This window comes from Embleya scabrispora DSM 41855, assembly GCF_000372745.1.
Taxonomy (GTDB): domain Bacteria; phylum Actinomycetota; class Actinomycetes; order Streptomycetales; family Streptomycetaceae; genus Embleya; species Embleya scabrispora.
The window spans coordinates 41620-53875 of record NZ_KB889702.1; the positions used below are offsets into that span (position 1 = coordinate 41620).

Annotated in this window: 11 protein-coding genes; 3 read left to right on the top strand and 8 right to left on the bottom strand. The window is 71.5% G+C overall.

The genetic code is table 11. The features are described from left to right. Nucleotides 1-146 precede the first annotated feature (146 nt). Nucleotides 147-818: a DedA family protein gene (locus A3IC_RS0139805; RefSeq protein WP_020555643.1), complete on the top strand. Its 672-nt coding sequence runs from the start codon at nucleotides 147-149 to the stop codon at nucleotides 816-818. Between the two features lie 566 nt (nucleotides 819-1384). On the opposite strand, the gene pyrE is transcribed toward A3IC_RS0139805, so the two are convergent. The 3 genes from pyrE to murJ form a co-directional block, all read right to left on the bottom strand. Next, entirely contained in the window at nucleotides 1385-1924 is a 540-nt protein-coding gene (gene pyrE, locus A3IC_RS0139810) for an orotate phosphoribosyltransferase (RefSeq protein ID WP_020555644.1), read from the bottom strand. Between the two features lie 83 nt (nucleotides 1925-2007). After that, nucleotides 2008-2772 carry an SRPBCC family protein gene (locus tag A3IC_RS0139815; protein WP_020555645.1) on the bottom strand — a complete coding sequence of 255 codons (765 nt, stop codon included), beginning with the start codon at nucleotides 2770-2772 and terminating at the stop codon, nucleotides 2008-2010. Between the two features lie 87 nt (nucleotides 2773-2859). Beyond that, a complete protein-coding gene (gene murJ, locus A3IC_RS0139820) occupies nucleotides 2860-4539 on the bottom strand; it encodes a murein biosynthesis integral membrane protein MurJ (protein WP_020555646.1) in 1680 nt (559 codons plus the stop codon). 311 nt (nucleotides 4540-4850) lie between these two features. Here murJ and A3IC_RS0139825 point away from each other — a divergent pair, with 311 nt between their 5' ends. Next, entirely contained in the window at nucleotides 4851-6059 is a 1209-nt protein-coding gene (locus A3IC_RS0139825; RefSeq protein WP_020555647.1) for a lipid II:glycine glycyltransferase FemX, read from the top strand. Between the two features lie 81 nt (nucleotides 6060-6140). Here the strand turns inward: A3IC_RS0139825 and A3IC_RS0139830 are convergent, their stop codons facing one another. The 3 genes from A3IC_RS0139830 to A3IC_RS0139840 all read right to left on the bottom strand — a co-directional run bounded on the left by A3IC_RS0139830 (nucleotide 6141) and on the right by A3IC_RS0139840 (nucleotide 8959). Next, nucleotides 6141-7712 (bottom strand): polyamine aminopropyltransferase, encoded by a 1572-nt coding sequence (locus A3IC_RS0139830; RefSeq protein WP_245599791.1) that lies wholly within the window; start codon nucleotides 7710-7712, stop codon nucleotides 6141-6143. A gap of 245 nt (nucleotides 7713-7957) precedes the next feature. Next, nucleotides 7958-8383 (bottom strand): DUF350 domain-containing protein, encoded by a 426-nt coding sequence (locus A3IC_RS0139835; RefSeq protein WP_026219280.1) that lies wholly within the window; start codon nucleotides 8381-8383, stop codon nucleotides 7958-7960. A gap of 69 nt (nucleotides 8384-8452) precedes the next feature. Continuing rightward, complete coding sequence (locus A3IC_RS0139840; protein WP_020555650.1) at nucleotides 8453-8959, bottom strand: DUF2617 family protein; 507 nt, start codon at nucleotides 8957-8959, stop codon at nucleotides 8453-8455. A 233-nt stretch (nucleotides 8960-9192) separates the two neighbouring features. Between A3IC_RS0139840 and A3IC_RS0139845 the strand changes: the two genes are divergently transcribed. Then, nucleotides 9193-10350 carry a pyridoxal phosphate-dependent aminotransferase gene (locus A3IC_RS0139845; RefSeq protein ID WP_020555651.1) on the top strand — a complete coding sequence of 386 codons (1158 nt, stop codon included), beginning with the start codon at nucleotides 9193-9195 and terminating at the stop codon, nucleotides 10348-10350. A gap of 67 nt (nucleotides 10351-10417) precedes the next feature. On the opposite strand, the gene A3IC_RS0139850 is transcribed toward A3IC_RS0139845, so the two are convergent. Further along, nucleotides 10418-10909 carry a type III secretion system chaperone family protein gene (locus A3IC_RS0139850; protein WP_020555652.1) on the bottom strand — a complete coding sequence of 164 codons (492 nt, stop codon included), beginning with the start codon at nucleotides 10907-10909 and terminating at the stop codon, nucleotides 10418-10420. A 73-nt stretch (nucleotides 10910-10982) separates the two neighbouring features. Then, nucleotides 10983-12071 (bottom strand): RNA ligase (ATP), encoded by a 1089-nt coding sequence (locus tag A3IC_RS0139855; protein ID WP_020555653.1) that lies wholly within the window; start codon nucleotides 12069-12071, stop codon nucleotides 10983-10985. Nucleotides 12072-12256 lie beyond the last annotated feature (185 nt).

A 12256-nucleotide genomic window follows, 5' to 3' on the forward strand; every position in this document is an offset into this window, starting at 1 on the left:
CTGTGTGCGTGCGTGTGCCCGTGAGTGCCCGGCCGCCGTCGACGAGGCGCGCCGTCCCCGTCGGCAAGGTCCCGACCTGGTAATGATGCGGGGTCCGAGGTGGGGACGGGTGACGAGGCACGCGCCGCGCGGACTACCCTCCAGAGGTGGAATTCCAAGCTGTCAACGTCCTCGACGCGACGTCCCTCATCTCGACGTTCGGACTCATCGGCATCCTCGCGATCATCTTCGCGGAGACGGGTCTGCTGGTCGGGTTCTTCTTCCCCGGCGACTCGATGCTGTTCCTGGCCGGCGTCGCCGCGTCCTCGTCGGCGGAAGAGATCGTCGGCACGTCCATCTCGCTGCCCTGGTTGCTCCTGGGCGCACCGCTGTGCGCGATCGCCGGCGCCCAACTCGGCCACTTCCTGGGCGCCCGGTTCGGCACGAAGATGTTCAACAAACCGGACTCGAAGCTGTTCAAGGCCGAGTATGTGACCAAGGCCGAGCAGTACTTCGAGAAGTTCGGCCCGGCCAAGGCGGTGCTGCTCGCCCGGTTCATCCCGATCGTCCGCACCTTCCTGAACCCCGTCGCCGGCGTCCTGGAGATGCCCGCGCGCACGTTCTTCCTGTGGAACGTCATCGGCGGCCTGGTGTGGACCGACGGAATCATCCTGCTCGGCTACAAGCTGGGCGACACGATCGGCAGCAGTATCGACAAGTACCTGCTGCCGGGGGTGTTCGTCATCGTGCTGATCTCGTTGCTGCCGATCATCATCGAGGTCATTCGCAGCAAGCGCGAGGCGAAGCGCGAAGCCGCCTCATCGTCGTCGAGTAACTGAACACATACGCTGCGAAGCGGCGGTGTGCCATTGCGCACCGCCGCTTTTCGTTGTCCGCGCCGGCGCCGCCAATCGGCCGAATTGAAATGCGCGGGCGTACAACCTTTTCAGGCCGCCGTGCGTCGGGCCGATCCGCGCCTATTACGGGGTGACGAAAACACCCTGCCCCCGGACGGGGACCGGGAGCAGGGCGGCTTTCGGTGCGGCGTCCACCGGTCGGGTGGAGCGCCGCTCCTGCGGCGGCACGCGCGCCGAGCGCGGTACCGACGGTGGAGATGGCCGCCGGGTCGGACGGGGAACCGACCCGGCGGCCCGAGGGGAAAGGGCAGGGGTGTTCACGTCCTGATCGGCGCGAATTGACTCGATCGCGGGATCGCGGCGAGCGCGCAGGACGACATACACGACGAATTCATACTTCCCCCCCGGGAAGTCCGGTCGGCGGAAGCGCCGACGTCGGAACCGGAACCGACAATATCCGAGACCGCGAAAAAAGCAACGGCCGCGCCATGCATGCGTAAGGCATCACACGGTGCGGCCGCCGGTCGAATGGACCCCGGGGATTTGATTCAGTTCAGCTCGAGGTCTTCCAGGTGGTAGGCGACCCGGTACTCCAGGCCGGCATTTTCCACCGTCGGCGCGGCCCCGCGCTCGACGATCACCGCGACCGCGACGACCTCGGCACCGGCCTCGCGCAGCGCCTCCACCGCGGTCAGCACCGAGCCACCGGTGGTGGAGGTGTCCTCGACGGCCAGCACCCGACGGCCCTTGACGTCCGGACCCTCGATGCGGCGCTGAAGGCCGTGCGCCTTGCCGGCCTTGCGCACCACGAACGCGTCCAGCTTGCGCCCCTGCGCGGCGGCGGCGTGCAGCATCGCTCCGGCGACCGGGTCGGCGCCCAGGGTCAGCCCGCCCACCGCGTCGAACTCCAGGTCCGACGTGAGCTCCAGCATGACCCGGCCGACCAGCGGCGCGGCCTCGCTGTCCAGGGTGATCCGGCGCAGGTCGACGTAGTAGTCCGCCTCCCGGCCGGAGGAGAGGACGACCTTGCCGTGCACGACGGCCTTGGTCTTGATCTGGTCGAGGAGCGCATCGCGGTCGGAACTCATGGCATGGGAGCCTAGGCCCTTTCCGGCGGATCCCGGTGGAGGCCCCGGGGCTTGTCCGACGGATTCCGGGGAGGCCCCGGAGCCTAGGCGCCGCGACGGCGGCGCACGTGCACCAGGCGCCAGACCAACAGCGCGCCGAGGGCGGGCACCAGTACCCGGATCGCGCGCCGCGCGGCACGGCCGGTGCCGTGGCCGGCCTCGGACCACAGATCCGGCTCCGCGTCGACCGCGGCGGGCCGCGGCGCGGGCGGCTGCGCCCGACGCATGCGCTCACGCTCCGACGCGAACGGGTCCGCGATCGGCTCGACCGCCTCGAACGGGGTGTCCGCCGCCGGCACCGGGGCCAGTTCGTCGGCGAGCGCGGCGGCGAACAGGTCGGCGGCCCGGGCGAACGCGGCGTCCGGCCGAGTCGGGTGCGAACCGGTCCGGTCGCCCGCCTCGCTCGGGTCACCCGCGACATCCGCGTCGGTGTGTCCCGGCGTGTCGGCGAACACGATCCGGGTCTCGCTCGGCCCGTCCTGCTCGTCCGCCACCAAGTCGTACAGCCGCACGGTGAACTCGGCGCCGATCCGGCCCGCAGCGTCCCCGGCGCCACTCTCGGTGCCCGCCACACTCGCGACCAGTGCCAGCGGCTCGACCGCGTCCGCGAGCCGCAGCGTGCCGCGGTAGGTGACCGTCTCGGCGCCGACCCGCAACTGCCACCGCCCGGTCAGCTCGACACCCTCGGCACCGGTCCGGGCCGGCTCGTCCAACAGCAGGCCGGGCACGCACTGGGCCAGTCGTTCCGCGTCGTGGAAGGTGTCCCAGATCGATCGGACCGGGATCGGCACGACGACTTCGTACTGCATCCGTTCTCCCCGTTCGTGGCAGCGGCCGATGCTCGACCGGCGTGCCCGTGGACCGACCCGTGCGGTCGGCGGCTACCACCCACCCCATCACATGCGCCGGTGCCGCCCGGTCGGCGCGTCCGGGTCGATCACGCGCGGCGTCGCCTCGGGATCGGGGTCCGGGACCGCCGGCCCCTCGGGCAACCGCAACCGGCGCGCCCGCGGGTAGGCGACCGGCACCACCAGACCCGCGAACAACACCGCGGCCCCCGCCAACGCGAGGGCCGCGCCCGGCGGCCCGGAGCCGAGCGCGTGCGCACACCAGCGGGCGAACAACCACGAGCCGCCCGCCGCGCCGGCGGAGACGATCGCCAGGCCCAGGTGGGTACGCGCCACCCGAATCGTGTCCAGGCCGCGCAGCCGCCGGCGCAGCACCAGGGCCAGCCACACCAGGCCGATCAGCTGCGCGAGGCTGTACCCGGCGGCCATCCCGGTGACCGCCCACTCGGCGGGCAGCGTCCAGTAGGCCACCAGCGAGAACAGTGCCCCGGCCGCGGTCATCGCGGCATTGGCCCAGAACGGCGTGCGGGCGTCCTGGACCGCGTACAGCCCGCGCTGGATCAGGTATTGCGCCGAGTACGCGATCAGCCCGGGCGCGAAGGCTGTCAGCATCAGTCCCATCGCGCGGGTGTCCGCCTCGGTGGTGACGCCGTGCTGGAAGACCACCGCGGTCACCTGCGGGCCCAGCGCCAGGAACAGGAACGACACCGGCACGATCACCAGCGCGTTCAGCCGCAGGCCCCGGGAGATCAACTCGCGTACCTGTGCCGGGTGTCCGTCCGCCGCGGCCCGGCTGATCCGGGGCATCAGCATGGTCACGATCGACACGGTGACCACGCCGTGCGGGACGATCCACAACAACTGGGCGTTGGCGTAGGCGGTATAGCCCACACCATGGCCGAGCCCGGACTCGACCGCCTTGTCGGAGACCTCGACCGCGAGCCGGGTGACCAGCCAATAGCCCAGTTGCGAGACGCCGACCATGGCGACCGCCCAACCGGCCATCCGCAGCGGCGTGCCGAGTCCGTGCCCGCGCCAGTCGAAACGCGGTCGCCAGCGCACCCCGGCGGCGCGCAGATACGGCACCAGCGCGGCGGCCTGCACCACGATCCCCAGCGTGGTGCCCAGGCCCAGCAGCCGGGTCTGCGCCGGGGTGATGCCCGCCGCGTCCCGTACATCGTGCGCGACCAGCAGGAAGGATCCGAAGACCGCGATCACCACGATGTTGTTCAGGATCGGCGTCCAGGCCATCGGCCCGAACCGGCCGCGTGCGTTGAGCACTTCGCCGACCAGGGCGAACACGCCGTAGAAGAGGATCTGCGGCAGGCACATCCGGGCCAGGGCGATGGTCAGTTCGCGCTGGGCGCCGTCGTAGTCCGCGTAGGCCGTCACGATCGCGGGTGCGGCGAGCACGCCCACGACGGTGAGCACGAGCAGCACGCAGCCGACCGCGGTCAGCAGCCGGTCGGTGTAGCCGGCTCCGCCGTCCGCGTCCCGCCGGGCGGCACGTACCAGTTGCGGCACCAGGACCGAGTTGAGCGCGCCGCCGACGAGCAGGATGTAGAGGATGTTGGGCACCGTGTTCGCGACGTTGTAGCCGTCCGCGAACAGCCCTGTGCCCAGCGCCGCGACCACCGTCGCGCTGCGGGCGAAGCCGGTCAGCCGGGACACCGCGGAGCCCAGGGCAAGGTTCGCGCCACCACGCAGCACCGACCGGCCGGCGGCCACGGCACCGCCTCCCGCGACCGAGCCGCGAGCGGCTGCCGGCGACCGCGCCGACTGCGCGGCGGATGTCCCGGACGCGGGGTCGCGGCCCTCATCACGAGCGTGCCTGCCCCGAGGCGGCGCCGAGACGACATGGCTCACAAACGACTCCAATTCGGGCTCGATCGGGGTTTGCGACATGCTCCCCCGTTGTCTGAGTCCTCGGGAGACCACTTCCGTTGCATCCGAATTTCTTGGTGACGAAACCCGCTGCCACGGGCTCTTAAAGGAATGCGGGGCTCCCCCGCATCCCTCCGTCCCCGAGGAGACGTCCCGTGGTCACGCTGCTTCCGGCTCCGCCCGCGCGCTCGAACGTTCCCGCAGCGGCGCCCGCCGCACCCGCCGCCGGCACCGTCGCGCCCACCGCACCGGGGGATCCGAAGCTGCGGGTCGCCCGGCTGACGTCCGACGCGCATCTGGCCCATCTGGACGGACGCGGCGACGCGGGCTTCCTGCAATACCCCTCCTGGGCCGTGGTCAAGGAGGGTTGGCGCAGCGAGGGGATCGGCTGGTACGACGCGAACGGGGTGGTGGTCGGGTCGGCCCTGGTGCTGTACCGCAAGATGCCCAAGGTGCCGTACTGGTTCGCCTATCTACCCGAGGGTCCGGTGATCGACTGGGCCGATCCGAATCCACAGCGCTGGCTCGCCCCGCTGATCGAACTCATGCGCAGGCGCAATGTGTTCACCGTGCGAATGGGTCCACCGCTGGCGTACCGGCGGTGGCAGGCGCAGACCGTCAAGGACGCGGTCAAGCACGGTCTCAAGCACCTGGACCGGGTCACCCCCGACGAGATCGACCCGCTCGGCGCCACCGTCGCCCTGCGGCTGGGCGACCTGGGTTGGCGCACATCGGGCGACGGCGCGGACGCACAGCCCCGGTACACCTTCGAGTTGCCCTTCGAGGACCGGCCGCTGGACCAGGTCAAGGCGGGCTTCAACCAGGAGTGGAAGCGGGCGATCGCCAAGGCGGGCAAGTCCGGGGTGGACATCACCGTCGGCGGTTACGAGGACCTGCCCGCGTTCTTCGAGTTGCTCCAGGTCACCGAGCGCCGCAACGGCTTCCGTCTGGGTCGCGAACTTCCGTACTACGAACGCCAGTTCCGTGCCCTGAATACCGAGTCCGCAGGCCGGATGAAGCTCTATCTGGCCCGCTTCGAGGACCGGCTGCTCGCCGCGCACACGCTGATCAGCGCGGGTTCACGGGTCTGGTACCAGACCGGCGCGTCCACCGACCACGGGCGCGGGGTGCGCCCGAGCCACGCGCTCCAGTGGCGGATGATCCAGGACGTGCACGAACGCGGCGTGCCGGTCTACGACATGCGCGGGGTCAGCCCGGTGATCGACCCGGACGACCGGCTGTTCGGCGTGCTGCGCTGGAAGCTGGGTACCAACGGGCGGGTCGTGGAGAACCTGGGCGAGTGGGAGTACCCGGTGGTGCCGGCGCTGCACAAGGCGTTCCGGGCGTACATGTCGATCCGCTGAGAGCCCCACGAGGGCCGTGCGGCTGTACGAGGGCCGTGCGGCCGTGATGGGCCATGTGGGCGAGGACCGTACCCGGCCCGCTCACCCGCGCGCGTAGTCGGCGATGCGCGGGTTGTTCAGGGTGGACGGCGGCACGTCCACGCGCGCCTCGTGAGGCGGGAACCAGCCGGCCCGGGCCAGCCGGTCGACGGCCAGGAACGGCACCACGGCCGGGTCCGGCGCGTCGTCGGCGGCCCGCAGCCCGGCGCCGGGCGCGATCGCGGCGAGTACGAAGCCGCGGTCGGCCGGGCCCGGCACGGTGACCCGATACGGCATGGTGCGCAGGCCCGCGGCGCGCAGGCCGGCCTCCGCGCACCAGTAGGCGCGCGGGTGCGCGTCCGGCGCGGGCGCGTGCACCACGATCCGGCCGGCCGGGCGCAGCACGGTTCGGGTCAGGCCGTAGAACTCCTGCGTGTACAGCCGCGCGGCGGCGCCCGTGGTGGGCCCGGGCAGGTCGGCCACGACCACGTCGAAGCGCTCCGCGGCGGCCCGCACCCACGCGAAGGCGTCGGCGCCCACGACCCGCACACGCGGATCGGCGAACGCGTCGCCGGCCAGCGCACGCAGCACCGGATCGGTGCGCGCGGGCGCGGTCTCGGCCACGCGCGCGACCACGAGCTGCACCTCGCGCACGGCCGGGTAGCGCAGCACCTCGCGCAGCGCCAGCCCGTCGCCGCCGCCGAGCACGAGCACCCGCTCGTGTCGGCCGGCCATCGCGGGGTGCACGAGCGCCTGTGCGGCCTCGCTCGCCCCCGGGGCCGCCACCCGCCGCTCGCCGTCCACGTACACCTCGGGACCGGCGCCGGTGTGGGTGAGCACCACGTCCTCGCGCGCGGACACCACCTCCCCGTCGTAGAGCGCGTCGCGCGCGGCCCGTTCGATGGCGGGCGTGTACAGCCAGGTGCCGGCCAGCAGCGCGAGCGCCGTGCCCACCGCCGCGTACATGCCCACCCGCAGCCGAAGCCGCAGATCGGTGCGGAACAACCGCAACACCACGAGCGCGCCCGCGATCGCGTTGACCCCGCCCGCGAGCAGCACGGTGCGCAGGTGGCCCAGATGCGGCAGCAGCAGGAACGGGAAGAGCAGGCCGCCGATCAGCGCGCCCACGTAGTCGGCCGCGAACAGGTCGGCCACCGCGCTGCCCGCCTCCTGCGGACGGATTCGCTGCACCAGCGTCATCAGCAGCGGAATCTCGGCCCCGATCAGCAGCCCGAGCACGGCCGAGACGGCGATCATCGGCCAGCGGTAGACGTCGTACCAGGCGAACGCGGCGTACAACACGGTCGCGCACATCCCGCCGCACACCGCGAGCAGGATCTCGGCGGCGATGAACGCCGCCGCGGCCCGGCGCGCGAGCGGTTTGGCGGCCAGTGCGCCGACGCCCATCGCGAAGACCATCACCGAGAGCACGATCGAGGTCTCCACCACCGGGTCGCCGCCGAGCGTGCCGCCGAGCGCGGCCAGTGCGAGTTCGTAGACGAGCCCGCACGCCGCGCAGACCAGCACGGCGAGCAGGACCACGAACCGCGCCGGCCCGGGCGCGATCGCGGCCGGGCGCGGCCGGGCCGCGGACACGCGCGCGATGGTCGGAGCGCGCGGCGCGGGGGAGTTCACCCGAGCACGGTAGGCGCGAAGTACGCGGGCGGCGTGGAACGCGCCGACAATTCACTCGAACCGGCTAGTGCGCATGCCGCAAGCCGGGAACCGGTGCCCGTTCACGCGTGCGGCACCGATCCCGGCGCGGGTCGATCGCGTCGGGCGGATCACGCCTGATCAGGTCGAGTCGCCCGCGTCGGGCCGGACCACGTCGGGCCGGGTGGGTCGGGTGGGTCGGGCCGGCCCCGCCTCGCCCCGCCGGCTCAGGCGATGCACGCCGACACGATCGCGGCGATCGCGATCTGGGAGGACGCGGTGACCCACACGCACGGGTGCGGTTCGCGTTCGACCACGGTGGCGCCGAGGCGGCCCGGGGTGACCAGGTCGATCACCAGGAAGGCGATGCCCATCAGGATCAGCCCGGAGACGCCGAACATCGCCGTGGAGGCGAGGCCCTTGCCGAACTCGTCGTAGGTGGTCGCGATGGCCGTGGTGACGATCATGCCCACGCCCAGCAGTGCCGAGGAAAGCACCAGTGCCGCGTTGCGATTGCGTTCGATCCAGATCTGCCGGCCCAGGTTGCCGGGCGTCAGCACGTCCACGAGCACGAACCCGAGGACCATGAGCACGATGCCCACTCCCCCGTACGCGAACGCGTAGCCGACACCCTCCGCAAGGTCCCTGAACATGGCGCCGTCCCCCATCGTCGTCGGATCATCCGATGGGGCGTCATTGTGTCGGATCGCCTCGTGTGATGGTCACATCGCGCGACTCCGGGTGTTCACGATCCGGCACTCCTGTGGATAGGTGTGCCAGGTGGACCAGACCGCACCGGCCCCGCACCGCTCGACCACCATCGCGGTGACCGCGTACGGCAACCCCGGATAGTCGCCGATCAGGCCGTACTCGTGCCCGCTCGCCAGGGTGACGATCTCGCGCACCCGCGCGACGAACGCCGTGTCCTCGAAGCGCTGGGTGAGCGCGGTGAACTCGTACTCCCACCCGCCGAGCCGGGTGGCCGCCCGGGCGGGCAACGGAGTGGCGGCGCCCGGCACGCACGCGACGGTCTCCGACACCGGTTCGCCCTCCCCCCGTGCGGGGGTGAGCAGCATCTGGTGCGACGCGCCCAGCAGCCGCAGCTCCAGCTTCAGCCCTCCGAGTTCGACGGTGCGCTCGGCCAGCGCGGGAAGCGGTGGCAGGCCCAGGCACCAGCCGAGGTCGTCCGCACGGGTGTCGGTGTACGTGGTGGTGAGTGTGGCGTGCATTCTCGCGCTCATCTGTCCGGGCAACGGGGAAGACCCACACGGGAGGCTCCCGGGGGCGGCAATCTGTTGCAAACCAGGGGACATGACTCACCGTAGGTGCCCAAAGGCACAGCGTCGTCACCCGCGAAGGTGAAAGGCACTGACACGAATGGGTGAAGGCCACCCTGTGGGCGGCCCCGACCCGCACGCGAGGATGGGCGGGTAGACCGAAACCCCGCGAAGGAGCCGTACGGATGAACCGACCGCTGCTGGCCCGACACCTGGACGGCCTGGGCACCACGATCTTCGCCGAGATGTCCGCCCTCGCCCGCACCACCGGCGCGATCAACCTCGGCCAGGGCTTTCCCGACACCGACGGCCCGGCGGAGGTGCTCGAGGTCGCGGTCGCCGCCATGCGCGACGGCGCCAATCAATACCCGCCGGGCGACGGCATCCCCGACCTACGCCTGGCCGTGGCCGAGCATCGGCAGCGCTTCTACGGGCAGACCTTCGACCCCGACTCCGAGGTGCTGATCACCACCGGCGCGACCGAGGCGATCGCCGCGGCCCTGCTCGCGCTGCTCGAACCGGGCGACGAGGTGGTCGCCCTCGAACCGTTCTACGACTCCTACGCCGCCTGCATCGCGATGGCCGGCGCACGCCGCGTCGGCGTCACCCTGCGCCCCCCACACTTCCGGCCGGACCCGGCCGAGCTGCGCGCGGCGATCACCGACCGCACCCGGGTGATCATGCTCAACAGCCCGCACAACCCGACCGGCACCGTGCTGACCCGGGCCGAGCTGGAGACGATCGCCGAGATCGCGATCGAACACGACCTGATCGTGGTCACCGACGAGGTGTACGAACACCTCGTCTACACCGGCGAGCACATCCCGATCTCCACCCTGCCGGGCATGCGCGAGCGCACCGTCACCATCTCCTCGGCGGGCAAGACCTTCTCGTTCACCGGCTGGAAGATCGGCTGGGTGTGCGCGCCTCGGGAGCTGATCGCGGCGGTCCGCACGACCAAACAGTTCCTGACCTACACCTCGGGCGCGCCGTTCCAGCCCGCCATCGCACACGCGCTGCGCCTGCCGGACGACTACTTCAGCGGGCTGCGCGAGGACCTGCGCCACAAGCGCGACCTGCTCGGCGGCGGCCTGCGCGCGGCCGGGCTGACCGTGTACGAACCGCAGGGGACCTACTTCACCACCACCGACATCACCGCGCTCGGCTACGCCGACGGCCTGGACTTCTGCCGCCGGCTGCCCGAGCTGCGCGGTGTGGTCGCGATCCCGGAGGTGGTCTTCTTCGACGACGTCGAGGTCGGCCGACCGCTGGTGCGGTTCGCCTTCTGCAAGCGCGTCGAGGTGTTGGAGGAGGCGGCCAAGCGGCTCGCGGCGACCGACTGAGCCGGACCCTCACCCGGGGCTCCGGCGGGCGTGTGTGGGGGCGGGCGCCCCCACACACCCGCGGCGGCTACGCCTCGCCGTCGGCCGCCGGCTTGTCCTCGGGGCCGTACTGCTCGTTGATCCAGTTCCCGAACGAGATGCAGGTACTGATCCACGCGCGCGTGGTGAACACGAACAGCTCGCGGTTGATGCCGGGCTCGCAGTCGAGCTGCGCCTCACCGATCAGCCGCAGCTTGCCCTCGTGCTCGTGCGTGTAGACCTTGGGCCAGAAGAACTGGCGGTGCCACTCGTCGAGCAGCTCCAGCATCCGCGGCCGGTCGGCCGGGTCGAACTCACGGTCCAGGAACATCCGGACCGTGAAGATCTCGTGCTTGTCCCCACGCAGCATGAAGTAGACGCGGAAGCCGTCCCAAGGCGCGCAGATGTCACCTTCCTCGTCGGTGAAATGGTTCACCTGAAGCTCGTCGAGGACCTGGTTGATCAGATCCGCCGACGGCTTGACGACCGGTGCGGCCGGAACGAAGGTCGACCTCGGAAGCGAGGACGGGTCGATGCTCATGAAGGATCCTCTCCAGACGTATGGACGCCATCCTCTCTCATTCGGTCCGGACCGGTGGGCCACGCCCGAGCCCTTATTCGTACTCGGTGCCGCCCTTGCGGGTCAGGTAGGCGGCGGAGACGATCTTGCCGATCGCCCGCCCGCCGACCACGTCGCTGTACCGCTCCCGAGCCGGGCGCACCACGAGCCCCTCCCGCAGGTGCGCGGCCGTGCCCGAGACCGTCTCCCGACCCTCGGCCAGCGCCAGCAGCGCGGCCTCGTCGTAGGGCCCGGCATACAGCGTCGGCACCACCGGCAGCACGGTCCGCAAGCCGCCGAGCAGGTCGGCGAGTTGCTCGGCGTCCACCCGGCGCACCGCGCCGGCGGCGTCCGCGAGCGCGATGTCGAAGACCGCGTAGCCCGGCAGCTCCGACCGACCCTGCGCCCCGTACGCCAGGTCCTGCACGCCCTGCCCGAACACCTCGCCGAACACGCCCACCCGGGCCGCGCCCGAGCGCGCGGCCAACTCCGCGGCGGCCTCGGGCAACCGGTGCGCGAGCACGCTGCGCCAGTAGAGGTTGTGCTCGTCCCGGGCCAGCGCCTGGGACCTGGCACCGAAGCCCTTCGAGGACACGAAGCTCTCGCCGGTGTCGGCCACGTAGGTGTACAGGCACGCGGTCCCGTGGACCTTCTCGGTCGCCACCACCGGCTCACCGGCCGTGAACAGCGCCGGGTAGCGCCGCACGTTCTCGATGTCGACCCACGGCAGCAGCTCGGCCGCGGGCACGATCTCGCCGCTCATGTGCACCGGGATCGGCGGCACCCACTTGACGATGCCGAGTGACTCGGCGAAGTCCTTGTCGTCGGCGAGCGCGCCCTCCCAGTCCAAGCCGGCCAGCGCGGCCGGCCGGCACACGATGCCCTGCGAGAGCTCGCCGCGCAGCCGGATCGCCCGGACCCGGTTCTTCGCCGACCCGGCGAGCCGCCCGGTGAGCCCGAGTTCCTCGATCAGCGGGTGCGGCAACACCGCCTGCTCCGGGATGTACACCGCGACGTCACCGGTGGCATAGGCCCCCTTGGCGACGACGGCGCGGTACAGCCCGACCTGGGCCAACTCCAGCGCGTCGGCGTCGGGGTGTGCGTGCACGACCAACCGCTCGACCGTGACCCTGAGTGTGGACATGAGGCGCCCCTTCCCCCGTGCTCGCTTCGGGGTGAATCCCCGTCCACGCCACGGTCCCAAGCACCCGGGCGGGGCCGCCAACGATTTACCGGCACCCTGGGACAGGATGGGGCACATGCCGAACTTCATCGAGAAGCCGACGGTCGTCGGACCCACACCATTCCAACTCAGTGGGCAAGAAGCCC